Origin of the sequence: Streptomyces sp. NPDC102451 (assembly GCF_044765485.1) — a bacterium.
Classification (GTDB): Bacteria; Actinomycetota; Actinomycetes; order Streptomycetales; family Streptomycetaceae; genus Streptomyces.
In genome coordinates, this window is record NZ_JBIWKD010000019.1 from 76,456 (window position 1) to 89,513 (window position 13,058).

13 protein-coding genes and 1 pseudogene are annotated in these 13,058 nt (G+C 70.6%); 7 read left to right on the plus strand and 7 right to left on the minus strand.

All coding sequences use genetic code 11. The annotated features are described in order from the left end of the window. Positions 1-42: 42 nt before the first annotated feature. Positions 43-2,088, minus strand: coding sequence for a beta-galactosidase (locus ACIRD8_RS31305; protein WP_403998991.1), 2,046 nt, complete (start codon positions 2,086-2,088; stop codon positions 43-45). Between the two features lie 188 nt (positions 2,089-2,276). Between ACIRD8_RS31305 and ACIRD8_RS31310 the strand changes: the two genes are divergently transcribed. From ACIRD8_RS31310 to ACIRD8_RS31325, 4 genes are read left to right on the plus strand one after another with little or no spacing between them, the layout of a single operon-like run. Continuing rightward, a complete protein-coding gene (locus tag ACIRD8_RS31310; protein ID WP_403998994.1) occupies positions 2,277-3,590 on the plus strand; it encodes an extracellular solute-binding protein in 1,314 nt (437 codons plus the stop codon). Beyond that, positions 3,587-4,513, plus strand: a complete 927-nt coding sequence (locus ACIRD8_RS31315; RefSeq protein ID WP_403998997.1) for a carbohydrate ABC transporter permease — start codon at positions 3,587-3,589, stop codon at positions 4,511-4,513. Before ACIRD8_RS31310 ends, ACIRD8_RS31315 begins: the two co-directional genes overlap by 4 nt. Then, on the plus strand, positions 4,510-5,370 hold the full coding sequence (locus tag ACIRD8_RS31320; protein WP_403999000.1) for a carbohydrate ABC transporter permease: 861 nt from the start codon (positions 4,510-4,512) through the stop codon (positions 5,368-5,370). Before ACIRD8_RS31315 ends, ACIRD8_RS31320 begins: the two co-directional genes overlap by 4 nt. Positions 5,371-5,411: 41 nt before the next feature. Further along, a complete protein-coding gene (locus tag ACIRD8_RS31325; RefSeq protein ID WP_403999003.1) occupies positions 5,412-6,446 on the plus strand; it encodes a LacI family DNA-binding transcriptional regulator in 1,035 nt (344 codons plus the stop codon). A 21-nt stretch (positions 6,447-6,467) separates the two neighbouring features. On the opposite strand, the gene ACIRD8_RS31330 is transcribed toward ACIRD8_RS31325, so the two are convergent. Together ACIRD8_RS31330 and ACIRD8_RS31335 are read right to left on the minus strand one after the other, a co-directional pair. Next, positions 6,468-6,929, minus strand: coding sequence for a GNAT family N-acetyltransferase (locus ACIRD8_RS31330; protein WP_403999141.1), 462 nt, complete (start codon positions 6,927-6,929; stop codon positions 6,468-6,470). A gap of 130 nt (positions 6,930-7,059) precedes the next feature. Then, a complete protein-coding gene (locus ACIRD8_RS31335; protein ID WP_403999006.1) occupies positions 7,060-8,130 on the minus strand; it encodes an alkene reductase in 1,071 nt (356 codons plus the stop codon). Between the two features lie 147 nt (positions 8,131-8,277). Between ACIRD8_RS31335 and ACIRD8_RS31340 the strand changes: the two genes are divergently transcribed. Continuing rightward, the gene (locus ACIRD8_RS31340; protein WP_403999009.1) at positions 8,278-8,781 is read left to right on the plus strand and encodes a MarR family winged helix-turn-helix transcriptional regulator; all 504 of its coding nucleotides are present in this window, start codon (positions 8,278-8,280) and stop codon (positions 8,779-8,781) included. 1 nt (position 8,782) lies between these two features. Here ACIRD8_RS31340 and ACIRD8_RS31345 read toward each other — a convergent pair whose 3' ends face one another. From ACIRD8_RS31345 to ACIRD8_RS31355, 3 genes are all read right to left on the minus strand, one after another. Then, positions 8,783-9,844 (minus strand): aminotransferase class V-fold PLP-dependent enzyme, encoded by a 1,062-nt coding sequence (locus ACIRD8_RS31345; protein WP_403999012.1) that lies wholly within the window; start codon positions 9,842-9,844, stop codon positions 8,783-8,785. A gap of 70 nt (positions 9,845-9,914) precedes the next feature. Continuing rightward, positions 9,915-10,652: a DsbA family oxidoreductase gene (locus ACIRD8_RS31350; protein WP_403999015.1), complete on the minus strand. Its 738-nt coding sequence runs from the start codon at positions 10,650-10,652 to the stop codon at positions 9,915-9,917. 140 nt (positions 10,653-10,792) lie between these two features. Then, positions 10,793-11,128 carry an EthD domain-containing protein gene (locus ACIRD8_RS31355; RefSeq protein WP_403999017.1) on the minus strand — a complete coding sequence of 112 codons (336 nt, stop codon included), beginning with the start codon at positions 11,126-11,128 and terminating at the stop codon, positions 10,793-10,795. Between the two features lie 146 nt (positions 11,129-11,274). Here ACIRD8_RS31355 and ACIRD8_RS31360 point away from each other — a divergent pair, with 146 nt between their 5' ends. Together ACIRD8_RS31360 and ACIRD8_RS31365 are read left to right on the plus strand one after the other, a co-directional pair. Beyond that, positions 11,275-11,643, plus strand: a complete 369-nt coding sequence (locus ACIRD8_RS31360; RefSeq protein WP_403999020.1) for a MerR family transcriptional regulator — start codon at positions 11,275-11,277, stop codon at positions 11,641-11,643. 80 nt (positions 11,644-11,723) lie between these two features. Next, a pseudogene (locus ACIRD8_RS31365) lies at positions 11,724-12,102 on the plus strand (Scr1 family TA system antitoxin-like transcriptional regulator); the annotation flags it as partial. Here ACIRD8_RS31365 and ACIRD8_RS31370 read toward each other — a convergent pair. Further along, positions 12,000-13,007, minus strand: coding sequence for a DMT family transporter (locus tag ACIRD8_RS31370; RefSeq protein ID WP_403999023.1), 1,008 nt, complete (start codon positions 13,005-13,007; stop codon positions 12,000-12,002). The pseudogene ACIRD8_RS31365 and the gene ACIRD8_RS31370 overlap by 103 nt on opposite strands. Between the last annotated feature and the right edge of the window lie 51 nt (positions 13,008-13,058).

Here is a 13,058-nt window from a genome sequence, read left to right on the forward strand (position 1 = left end):
CGATGTCCCTTCGACAGTTGTGCGGGCTAACGGATGGGCGCCTCAGCCGTCGAGCCGTACGACACGGACCTCGCCCGCCGGTACGGCGAGCTTGTCCACGGCGGGCTCTCCGGTGAGGAGTTCGGTGCCGGGGGCGTCCAGCGCCACATCGGCGTCGGTACCGGAGTGGTTGATCACGAAGAGGTAACTGCCGGTGTCGCCCGTGCGGCGTACGACCTCGACGTCGTACGGGAGATGGGTGCGGGGCTCGATCCCGGCGTCGGCGGCGGCACGTTCCAGGACGGCGTCCAGGTCCGGGCCGGAGAGCCGGGTGGAGAGGTACCAGGCGGTGCCCTCGCCGAGCCGGTTGCGGGTGACGGCGGGGCGGCCCGCCGGGATGCCGTCGGCGTACGACCAGACCGTCTCGGCGCCGCGCGGGATCACCACGTCCGACCAGAGGTCGCCGGTCAGCTCCGGGCCTTCGGGGGCGCCCTCGGGGGTGATCAGGTGTACGGTGCCGCCCTCGCCGAGCGGGGAGAACTCCTCGACGGTCAGGCCGAGTACGTCCCGGAGCGCGCCCGGGTAGGGGCCGGGGTGCACCGCGTCGTCGGCGTCGACGATGCCGGAGAAGTACGAGACGACGAGGGTGCCGCCGTTCTCGACGTACCGGCGGAGGTTACGGCCGCTCTCCTCGGTGGTGAGGTAGAGGGCGGGGACGACGACCAGCGGGTAGCCGGAGAGGTCGGCGTCCGGGTGGGCGAAGTCAACCGTGAGGTGGCGGTCGTAGAGCGAGGCGTAGAAGGTGTCGGCGCGCTCGCGGGCGTCGTGGTCCTCGCTCGGGCGCCACTCCAGGCGCTGGGCCCACCAGGACTCCCAGTCCCAGAGCATCGCCACGTCGGCGACGGTCCGGGTGGAGCGGATGCCCTCCAGCAGGCCGAGTCCGGCGCCGAGCGCGCTCACCTCGCGCCAGATCCGTGAGTCGGTGCCGGCGTGCGGGACCATCGCGGAGTGGAACTTCTCGGCCCCGCGCCGGGACTGCCTCCACTGGAAGAACATGGCTCCCTCGGATCCGCGGGCGACGTGGGCCAGGCTGTTGCGGGCCATCTCGCCGGGACGCTTGGCGGGGTTGCGGGGCTGCCAGTTGACGCCGCTGGTGGAGTGTTCGAGCAGCAGCCAGGGCGCGCCGCCCGCGACCGAGCGGGTCAGGTCGGCGGCCATGGCGAGGTTGACGTGGGTGCGGCGGCCGTCGGTGATCAGGTAGTGGTCGTTGGTGACGAGGTCGACCTCGCGGCCCCAGGCCCAGTAGTCGATCGACTCGCACTGGCTGAGGGCGGTCATGAAGTTGGTGGTGACCGGGATGCCGGGGGCGAGCCGGTGCAGGACGTCGCGCTCGGCGGTGAAGTTCTCCCGCATGGTGGCGTCGGCGAAGCGGGCGTAGTCCAGCTGCTGGGCGGGGTTGCCGACGGTCGGGGTGGTGCGGGGCGGGTCGATGTCGTCGAGGGTGCGGTAGCGCTGGCCCCAGAAGGCGGTGCCCCAGGCCTCGTTGACCCCGTCGACGGAGCCGTGGCGGGCGGTGAGCCAGCGGCGGAAGTGCGCGCCGCAGGTGTCGCAGTAGCAGGCGCTGACGGGGACGCCGTACTCGTTGTGGACGTGCCACATCGCGAGGGCGGGGTGGTTGGCGTAGCGGCGGGCGAGCTGTTCGGTGATGTCCGCCGCCGCCGCTCGGTAGGCGGGCGAGCTGTGACAGATGGCGCCGCGCGATCCGAAGGCGAGGCGTGCGCCGTCCCGGGTGACCGGCAGGGCTTCGGGGTGGGCGCGGTAGAACCAGGCCGGCGGGGCGACGGTGGGGGTGCCGAGGTCGGCGCGGATGCCGTTGACGTGCAGCAGGTCCAGGAGGCGGTCGAGCCAGCCGAAGTCGTGGACGCCCGGCTCGGGTTCCAGCAGCGCCCAGGAGAAGATCCCGACGCTGACCATGGTCACACCGGCCTCCCGCATCAGGCGTACGTCCTCGTGCCAGACCTCTTCGGGCCACTGCTCGGGGTTGTAGTCACCGCCGAAGGCCAGCTTGCGCAGGCCGGCCGGGTAGGGCGCGAATTCTGAGTGCGGCATGGACAGCTCCTGGCTCTTTCGGACAACTTCTGGGAACGTGCACACACACTCTCGGCGGCGCAGGGCCAACATAACCGCACAGCAACAACCATTGACAAGTGTCGGTTTCGTTTCTCTACTGTGAACGCTCACAGCGCCGCACCGGCCGGTCCGCCGAGGTGTCTGTTCGTCTCGTCAGGGGAGAAACCATGAAATACCGCACCGTCGCGGTGTCCACCGCCGCAGCCCTCGCCGCCACCGCCCTGCTCACGGGGTGCGGCTCGGACACCGGCGGCGACGAGCCGGCCGCGTCCGGGCCCGCCTCGCTGACCTACTGGGCGTGGGCGCCCGGCCTGGACAAGGTCGCGGACATCTGGAACAAGGGCCCGGGCAAGGAGGCCGGGATCACCGTCACGGTGAAGAAGCAGGCCTCAGGCGACGACCTGGTCACCAAGATCATCACGGCGGCGAAGGCCCACAAGGCCCCCGACCTGGTCCAGGCCGAGTACCAGGCGCTCCCCACCCTGGTCTCCAACGACGTCCTCGCCGACATATCCGACGAGGCCGGCGACGCGAAGAGCCAGTTCGCCGACGGGATCTGGCAGCAGGCGACGCTCGGCTCGGACGTCCTGTACGCCCTGCCGCAGGACTCCGGCCCGCTGATGTTCTACTACCGCCAGGACCTGTTCGAGCAGTACGGCCTGACCGTGCCCACCACCTGGGACGAGTTCGCCGAGACCGCACGCGCGCTGAAGAAGAAGGCCCCGGACAAGGACCTCACCACCTTCTCCTCCAACGACTCGGGCCTCTTCGCAGGGCTCGCCCAGCAGGCGGGCGCGCAGTGGTGGACGACGGGCGGCGACAAGTGGAAGGTCGCCATCGACGACCCGGCCACGCAGAAGGTCGCGGACTTCTGGGGCGGTCTGGTGAAGGAGGGCGCCATCGACAACCAGCCGATGTACACCCCGGCCTGGAACAAGGCGCTCAACACCGGCAAGCAGATCGCCTGGGTCAGCGCGGTCTGGGCACCGGGCACCCTGACCACCGCCGCTCCCGAGACGAAGGGCAAGTGGGCGATGGCCCCGCTCCCCCAGTGGACGGCCGGTGAGAACGTCACGGGCAGCTGGGGCGGCTCGTCCACGGCGGTCACCACCGACTCCAAGAACAAGAAGGCCGCCGCGACCTTCGCGAAGTGGCTGAACACCGACCCGGCGGCCCTCGCCGCGCTGGTGAAGGAGAGCGGCATCTACCCCGCCGCGACGGCCGCCCAGACCGGTGGCGCGCTGGCGAAGGCGCCGGACTACTTCTCCAACCAGCCCGCCTTCTACACCGAGGCCGCCAAGATCGCCCAGGGCACCGCCCCGGCCGCCTGGGGCCCGAACGTCAACGTCGCGTACAGCGCCTTCAAGGACAACTTCGCCGCGGCCGCCAAGAACAAGTCGGACTTCGGCCCCGCGCTGACCGCCATGCAGGACGCCACCGTCGCGGACCTGAAGAAGCAGGGCTTCGGAGTCTCGGAGTGACACGCACGCCCCGCAGGAAGGCGTACGGGGTCAAGAGCGCCCCGTACGCCTTCCTGGTCCCCGCCACCGTCCTCTTCCTGCTCTTCTTCGCCCTGCCCATCGGCTACGCCGTGTACCTCAGCTTCCGCAGGACCGAGGTCAAGGGGCTCGGCCTCGGCAAGGGCGCCCGCGACGAGATCTGGGCGGGCCTGGCCAACTACACCGACGCGCTCTCCGACTCGGAGCTGCTGCACGGGGCGCTGCGCATCCTCGGCTACGGCGCGATCGTCGTCCCGGTGATGCTCGGCCTCGCCCTGCTCTTCGCCCTGCTGCTGGACACCGACGGGCTCCGTGCGCGCGGCTTCACCCGGCTGGCGATCTTCCTGCCGTACGCGATCCCGGGCGTCATCGCCGCACTGATGTGGGGCTTCCTGTATCTGCCCGACGTCAGCCCCTTCCTGTACGTGCTCGACACCTTGGGGCTTCCGCAGCCCGATCTGCTGGACGGCGGGCCGCTGTACCTCTCGCTGGCGAACATCGCGGTGTGGGGCGGCACCGGCTTCAACATGATCGTGATCTACACCTCGCTGCGGGCGATCCCGGCCGAGATCTTCGAGGCGGCGCGGCTCGACGGCTGCTCGCAGCTCCAGATCGCGCTGCGGATCAAGATCCCGATGGTGGCGCCCTCGCTGATCCTGACGTTCTTCTTCTCGATCATCGCGACGCTCCAGGTGTTCAGCGAGCCCACCACGCTGAAGCCGCTCACCAACTCGCTGTCCACCACCTGGAGTCCGCTGATGAAGGTCTACCAGGACGCCTTCGTCAACAACGACATCCACGCGGCGGCGGCCCAGGCGGTCATCATCGCCATCGCCACCCTCGCCCTGTCCTTCGGCTTCCTCAGGGCGGCCAACTCCCGTACGAAGCAGGGAGACTCCCGATGAGCACCCAGTCACTCGCCGCCCCCGGCCGCCGGCGCCCCGCGCTCGTGCCCACGGCCGCGCTGCTCCTCGGCGCGGTGTACTGCCTGCTGCCCGTCGTCTGGGTGCTGGTCGCCTCGACGAAGTCCGGCAGCGAGCTGTTCTCCACCTTCACCTTCCTGCCCGGCTCCGGGTTCGCCGACAACGTCAGCGAACTCACGGAGTACCGCGACGGGGTGTACTGGAAGTGGATGGCCAACTCGGCCTTCTACGCCGGGGTGGGCGCGCTGCTCTCCACGGCGGTGTCCGCGGTCTCGGGGTACGCGCTGGCCGTGTACCGCTTCCGCGGCAAGGAGACGGTCTTCAACATCCTGCTCGCCGGGGTGCTGATGCCTCCGGTGATCCTGGCCGTGCCGCAGTACCTGCTGCTGGCCGAGGCCGACATGACCGACTCCTACCTCTCGGTGCTGCTGCCGCTGATCCTCTCCCCGTACGGCGTCTACCTCGCCCGGATCTACGCGGCGGCAGCCGTGCCGGTGGATGTGATCGAGGCGGGGCGGATGGACGGCGGCGGCGAGTGGCGGATCTTCCGGACCATTGCGCTGCCGATGATGCTGCCGGGGCTGGTGACGGTGTTCCTGTTCCAGTTCGTGGCGGTCTGGAACAACTTCCTGCTGCCCTACATCATGCTCGGCGACGACGAGAAGTTCCCGGTGACCCTGGGGCTCTACACGCTGCTCCAGCAGGGCTCGAACACTCCGGCGCTCTACACGCTGGTCATCACCGGAGCGCTGCTGGCGATCATCCCGCTGATCGCCCTGTTCCTGGTGATCCAGCGGTTCTGGAGCCTCGACCTGCTCTCCGGCGCCGTAAAGTCCTGACAGCTCCTCAACAGGGCACCTCTTCATGAAAGATCAGCACCATGAGCCGCACAGAACAGAACGGTACGGGACGCCGCCGGCCGCCGACGATCCACGACGTCGCCCGGGAGGCCGGGGTCTCCCGGGGCACCGTCTCCCGGGTGCTCAACGGCGGTCACAACGTCAGCCCGGCCGCGCTGGACGCGGTTCAGTCCGCCATCCGGCGGACCGGCTACACCGTGAACCGGCATGCCAGGTCCCTGATCACCGGGCGTTCCGACTCGGTGGCGTTCCTGCTGACCGAGCCCCAGGAGCGCTTCTTCGAGGACCCGAACTTCAATGTGCTGCTGCGGGGCTGCACCACCGCGCTCGCCGCGCACGACATCCCGCTGCTGCTGATGATCGCGGGCACGGAGGCCGAGCGCCGTCGCAACATGCGGTACATCGCCGGGCACGTGGACGGGGTGCTGCTGGTCTCCAGCCACTCCGGTGACCCGGTCGCCGCCCAGCTGCACGAGGCCGGGGTGCCGCTGGTGGCCTGCGGGAAACCGCTCGGGCAGGGATCGCGGGTCAGCTATGTGGCGGCGGACGACCGGCACGGCGCCCGGGACATGGTGCGTTACCTGTACGGGGCGGGGCGCCGCCGGATCGCCACGGTCACCGGTCCGCTGGACACCCCGGGCGGGGTGGACCGGCTGGCCGGCTACCGGGAGACGCTCGCCGAGTGCGGGCTGCCGGTGGAGGAGTCCCTGATCGTGCCGGGCGACTACAGCCGGGCGGGCGGTGAGGCGGCGGCCGCGCTGCTGCTGGAGCGGGCGCCCGATGTGGACGCGGTGTTCGTCGCGTCGGACCTGATGGCGCAGGGCGTGCTGAGCACGCTGGAGCGGGCGGGCCGGCGGGTGCCGCAGGACATCGCGGTCGGCGGCTTCGACGACTCGCCCGCGGCGCTCGCGGCGCGCCCGGAGCTGACGACGGTCCGCCAGCCGTGGGACCGGATCAGCGCCGAGATGGTGCGGGTGCTGCTGGCGCAGATCGGCGGGGAGGACCCGGCCGCGGTCATCCTCCCCACCGAACTGGTGCGCAGGGATTCGGCGTAGGAACTCCGCGGAGGGGGCGCCTCAGCCGACCCGCCGGGCCAGCACCTGCCCCGGCCAGGTCCCGGACAGGAAGCTGTCCGTGGGGACGAAACCGTTGCGCTCGTAGTACGCGACGAGCTCGCCTCCGCCGCCGGCCCAGCAGTCGACCCGCAGCAGGTCGACCCCGGCCCGCCGGGTCTCCTCCACGGCGTGGGCCAGCAGGGCCGACCCGATGCCCAGTCCCGCGTGCCGTCGGTCGGAGACCAGCAGACGCACGTACCGCTCCGGTTCCCCGGCGGCCGCGATCGGCATCTTCGGGTTGGGGCCGGAGTCGAGCACCAGCGCCCCGGCGGGCACGCCGTCCAGTTCCGCGACGTACGGCGAGTTCACCGTGGTGTACTGCTCGACCCGGTCCGAACCGCCGTTGGTCTGCGAATACGGGCGGGTCCCCCACTGTTCGGTGTTGCCGCGGGCGTTCATCCAGACCACCGCGGAGTCGAGCATGTCCAGGATGGCCGGTGCGTCGGCCGGGCTGCCCGGCCTGATCCGTATGCCGTTCTTCGTGTCGTGGCTCACGCCGGAAGTCTGCCACGGGGGCCCGCACGGATTCAGGCGTCCGGCTCCGCGGTCCGTGTCAGACGGCGTCCAGGGCCGGGTAGTCGGTGTAGCCCTCGGCGCCGCCGCCGAAGAAGGTCTTCGGGTCCGGGGTGTTGAAGGGCCCGCCGGCCTTCAGCCGGGCCGGCAGGTCCGGGTTGGCGAGGAACAGGGCGCCGTAGGAGATGATGTCGGCGATCCCGTCGTCGATGACCGTGTGGTGCTCGGGGCCGGTCGGCCCTTCGGAGAACACGTTGATGACGAGGGTCCCGGTGAACTGCTTGCGCAGCGCGAGCGTCAACTCACGGCCGTCGGCCTGCTCCAGCACGTGCAGGTAGGCCAGGCCCAGCGGCTCCAGCTCCGCGACGAGCGCGGTGTAGACCGCGTCCGGCTCGGGCTCCTCGATGCCGTTGTAGGGGTTGCCGGGCGAGATGCGGATCGCGGTCCGGTCGGCACCGATCTCGGCGACGACCGCCTTGGCCACCTCGACGGCGAAGCGTATGCGGGCCGCGTCGGAGCCGCCCCACGCGTCGGTGCGCAGGTTGGTGTTGGGGGCCAGGAACTGCTGGATCAGGTAGCCGTTGGCGCCGTGCAGCTCGACGCCGTCGAAGCCGGCGTCGATCGCGTTGCGGGAGGCCGTGACGAAGTCGCCGATGGTCGCGCGGATCTCCTCGTCGGTGAGCTCGTGCGGCTCCACGAAGTCCTTCGGCCCCACGTGGGTGTAGACCTGGCCGGGCGCCGTGACCGGCGAGGGCGCCACCGGGACCAGTCCGTCCGGCAGCAGGACGGGGTGACCGATGCGGCCCGCGTGCATGATCTGGGCGAAGATCCGGCCGCCCGCCGCGTGGACGGAGTCGGTGACCTCGCGCCAGGAGGCGACCTGCTCGGCGCTGTGCAGGCCGGGGGTGGAGGGGTATCCCTGGCCCACCACGGAGGGCTGGATGCCCTCGGTGATGAGGAGTCCGGCCGAGGCGCGCTGGGTGTAGTAGTCGACGGTGAGGCCGGTGGCCGTGCCCCCTTCGCCTGCCCGGCTGCGGGTCATCGGCGCGAGGGCGATGCGGTTGGAGAGCTGCGTACCGGAGAGATCGACGGGATCGAACACGGTGGTCATGAAAGCCTCCGAGGCATTTACATGGTCGGCCAAGTAATGAGTGCCCGGTCACTGTAACCTATTAATTGGCCGACCAAGCTAAAGTTCATGAGGACGTCATGAACCCCGGTACCGGACCGGGACGCGGCACCGCACCGAGGAGTCCCGATGAAGGCCGACAGCGCCACCTCCGCCGAACCCGCCTGCCCCGGCGGGCTGCCCAGCGCGGCCCTCGACGGCCCGGTCAGCCATGCCGTCTCCCGGGTGGCCAGGCTGCACCGGATCACGGCGGGCCGGCTCCTCAAGGGGCTCGGGCTCTACCCGGGGCAGGAGTTCCTGATGATGCACCTGTGGGACACCGGGGCGGTCCGGCAGGCCGAGCTGATCAAGGCCGTGGACCTCGACCCGTCCACCGTCACCAAGATGCTCCAGCGCCTCGAACAGGCCGGGCACGTGCTCCGCCGCCCCGACCCGGACGACCGTCGGGCCGTCCTGGTCGAGGCGACGGAGGAGAGCTGCGCCCTGCACGCCGAGGTGCGCGGCGCCTGGTCGGGCCTGGAGGAGCACACCCTGGCAGGGCTGGACCCGGCCGAGCGCGCGGAGCTGGTCCGGCTGCTCGCCAAGGTGGAGGAGAACCTCTGCCAGGAGACCGGGGAGTGCCCCGCGCAGTAGCTCAGCCGGCCAGCACCTCCAGGGCGCGGTCCACGTCGGCGTCGGTGTTGTAGAGGTGGAAGGCCGCCCGCAGGTTCCCCGCCCGGGCCGAGACCATCACTCCGGCGGCCGCCAGGTCGGGCTCCCGGCCGCCCAGACCGGGTACGGCGACGATCGCGGAGGTGCCGGGCACCGGGTCCTGCCCGATCGAGGCCAGCCCCTCCCGGAAGCGGGCGGCGAGCCCGGTGGCGTGGGTGTGCACGGCGTCCACCCCGACCCCGTTCAGCACGTCCAGGGACTGCTCGGCCCCGTGGTAGGCCAGGAACGCGACCGGTTCGTCGAAGCGCCGGGCGTCGACGGCGAGCTTCTCCACCGGCCCGTAGGTGCTGTTCCAGCGGTCCTCGGCGGCGACCCAGCTCGCGTAGAGGGACGGCAGGGTCTCCTGGGCCTCTTCGGTCACGGTCAGGAACGACGAGCCCCGGGGACACATCAGGAACTTGTACCCGCCGGTGACGGTGTAGTCGTACGCTCCGGCGTCCAGCGGCAGCCATCCGGCCGACTGGCTGGCGTCGAGCATCGTGCGCGCCCCGTGCGCGGCCGCCGCCGCCCGGACCGCGCCCAGGTCGGCGACCCGGCCGTCGGAGGACTGGACGGCCGAGAAGGCGACGAGCGCGGTGCCGGGGCGCACGGCGTCGGCCAGACCGTCCAGCGGGACGAAGCGCAGCTTCAGATCACCGCGTACGGCGAAGGGGCTGACGACGGAGCTGAACTCCCCCGTCGGCGCGACGACTTCGGCGCCCGGGGGGAGGGAGGCGGCGACGAGCCCGACATGGGCGGCGACGGAACCGCCCACGGCCACCCTGGAGGGCGCGACTCCGGCGATCCGCGCGAAGCCGGCGCGCGCGGCGTCCACCGCCTCGAAGCTGCCCACACCGCCCCGGACTCCCACCGCGCTGTCGGCGGCCAGCGTCCTGACGGCTTCGACGGCGCGACGGGGCAGCAGCCCGCAGGTGGAGGTGTTGAGATAGGTCGTCTCGGATGCGAATTCGGTGGCCCTGGCCCGGTCGATCGCAGAAGTCTCCATGCGGGACAGCCTGACGGCCGCTCAACCCCACGTCAACGACGTAAATTTGAGCGGCACGGCAAAGAAATCCTTATACGCGCTGGTCGGACGGGCCACCCTGGGGCACTTCGCAGGCCCCGTCCGCGTCGCAGGCCGCGGCGTCCCCGCCGACCTGAGTGAGGCCGGGGACCTCGCGGTCCTTCCAGGCCTGCTCCAGCGCCTGGGCGAAGACCTCGGCGGGCTGCCCGCCGGAGATGCCGTAGCGCCGGTCGAGCACGAAGAACGGCACGGCGTTGGCGCCCAGCTCGGCCGCCTCGCGCTCATCCGCCCGTACGTCGTCGGCGTACGCCTCGGGGTCGGCCAGCACCGCACGCGCCTCGTCGGCGTCGAGCCCCGCCTCGACGGCCAGGTCGGCCAGCACGGTGGCGTCGAAGACCGAGCGCTCCTCCGCGAAATTGGCCCGGTAGACCAGGGTCAGCAGCTCGTCCTGGCGCCCGCGGGCCTTGGCGAGGTGGAGCAGCCGGTGGATGTCGAAGGTGTTGCCGTGGTCACGGCCCTCCGTGCGGTAGCCGAGCCCCTCGGCCTGCGCGTTCGCAGCGACGTTGCCCTCCATGGCCCGGGCCTCCTCGGGGCTGCGCCCGTACTTCTGGGCCAGCATGTCGATCACCAGCTCGGTGTCGCCCTTGGCCCGTCCCGGGTCGAGCTCGAAGGAACGGTGGACCACCTCGACCTCGTCACGGTGGGCGAAGCCGGCCAGCCCCTTCTCGAAGCGGGCCTTCCCGACGTAGCACCACGGGCAGGCGATGTCGCTCCATATCTCGACGCGCATGACTCTTCTGTTCTCCACCTCTGCTGTGACCGGTTGCGGAGGGACCCTCCGCCGCCCGTTCAACGCGCGGACGGGCCGGCTGATTCCCGGTGACAAGGGCGGGCCCGTCCGGCCCGGCCCGAGACGCGCGCCCCGGAGAGTCAGACCACCACCATCTCCTCGGTGACCATGACCGCCACCGAATCCATGTCGATGAACCTGCTCTCGTCCGGATTCACCAACTCCTTGTAATTGCTGGACGCGAAGAATGCGTCGTGATCCCCCCAGCTTTCGAACCAGATTTCGGTGAGGCCGTCGTAGGCGGGGCCGGGATACCCGTCGGCGGGCACCGGGTGGGAGACGGTGTACTTCTTCACGTACTGCCGCGCCTCCGGAATGGAGGTGAACAACGGGACATGACGGTTCCGGTGGTGCTCGACGAATTCCTCGGAGCTCATTCCGTCCGTACGGTTGATCATGAAGGCGAGCTTGATCACGGGATTCCCTCTCTCGTACTCGACGCATACGCGACGCCGACGGCCGGACGTCCGACGGCAGGTCGGCGGCCGTGCGGGTAACCTAAACGCTCACATCGATGTCAAGGGCAAGTCGCTGTGACCTGATGCGGACGAGAGGGGTTCAGATGCGGATCGGCGAACTGTCCGCCAGGACAGGAGCAAGCCGTCGGTCGCTGCGCTATTACGAGCAGCAGGGCTTGCTGGTCAGCGCAAGGTCCCCCAGCGGCCAGCGGTACTACGACGAGGGCCACGTCCAGCGGGTGGCCCTGGTCCAGGTGTTCCTGGCCGCCGGGATGTCCAGCAGGGCCATCGCCCGGATGGTTCCCTGCATGACCGAGCCCAGTCCGGATACCGCACGGACCGCCATGACCGCGATGAATCAGGAGCGGACACGCCTTTCCTCCGCGATCGACAGCTTGACCACCGCCAGAGACGCGCTCGATCAACTGATCCACGTGAACCGGGACTTCATGGCGGCCGGAGCGGATGCCTGAGGCCGATTCCGGCATAGCTCCTGGTCCAGCACCGGGGTCACCCTCCCGGGACGTTCTCGGCCCACACCCCGGGTGAAGCATGGTTCCAGGACTACGCGCGACTGGAGGCGGATGCGGTGGAGCTCTGCTCCTACAGCAACCACACCGTCCCCGGCCTGTTCCAGACGGAGGCACATGCGCGCGCCCTCTACGCCATGCGCAAGCCGTTGCTCGACGACGAGACGATCGAGCATCGGGTGGCAGCCAGACTGGCCAGGCAGACGCTGCTGACGAGCCGACCGGCAGAACATCAGCCGGTTGATCACCGACTTGGCGGAAGTCCGCATTCTGGCCGCGCGATACGGATGCGTCCGGGCTCAGGCGCTCTCGCCACGTGAGTCCTTGATCCTGATCGAAAGGTACCCGACCGTCTCCCCCGCCCGCTGGGCACTGTTCGTGCGGTACGCCGCCGACGTCTGAGAGGAGATCGGCCCTGCCTGCACCGCGGCACGGGGGGCTTCGTCGGCAGGGGTTCCGGGCCGGCGGGTGCGGGTCAGGCCTACGCCGATGAGTACGACGGCCATGCCCATGACGACGCGGGCGCTCAGCTCCTCGCCGAGGACCAGGGCGCCCAGGGCCACCGAGACGACCGGCAGCAGATACCCGACGGTGGCCGCAGCCGTGGGGCCCTCGTCCGCGATGAGCCGCGAGTTGAGGTGGAACGTGAGACCCGTGCCGAAGATGCCCAGGGCGACGACGGCGAGCAGCGCGCCGAGGGTGGGGCTCCCCACGCCGGGGCCTGCGGGAAGGGCGAGTGTGGTCAGGCCGGTCGCGGCCATCAGCTGGGACGCGGACAGGGCGAGGGGGGCGCCGTCCCGGCCGAGGAGATGGCGGGCCATGTAGGCGAAGGCCACGGCGTAGCTCACGGCCGCGGCGAGGAGGAGCAGCGCGCCCCAGCTGGTCAGGCCGCTCTCCTGCCAGGGGGCGAAGACGAGCAGCACACCGGCGAAGCCGAGGAGGAGGCCGGTCAGGCGCAGGGGGTGCCGGCCGCGCTCACTGCCGAGGGCGAGGCCGATCCCCATGGACCAGAGGGGAGTTGTGGCGTTGAGGACGCCCGCCACCCCGGAGTCGACGGTCTGCTCGCCGACGCTGAAGAGGAAGAACGGCAGGACGTTGCAGAAGAAGGCGGCCACGACGAGGTGGGCCCAGGTGCGGCGGGAGCGCGGAAGGCGCTGGCGGGCCGAGCGGGCGAGCACCAGCAGGACGGCCGCGCCGAGCGCGCACCGGATGACCGTGATGTGCAGGGGGGAGAGACCGCCGTTCAGGGCGATCTTGATCCAGAGGAAGCTCGAGCCCCACAACAGGGCGAGAAGAGCCATGCGCATGAGAGTTCCTCGCTGACCGCTGAGCACAGTTCGCCTCCTGACAGATGTCCG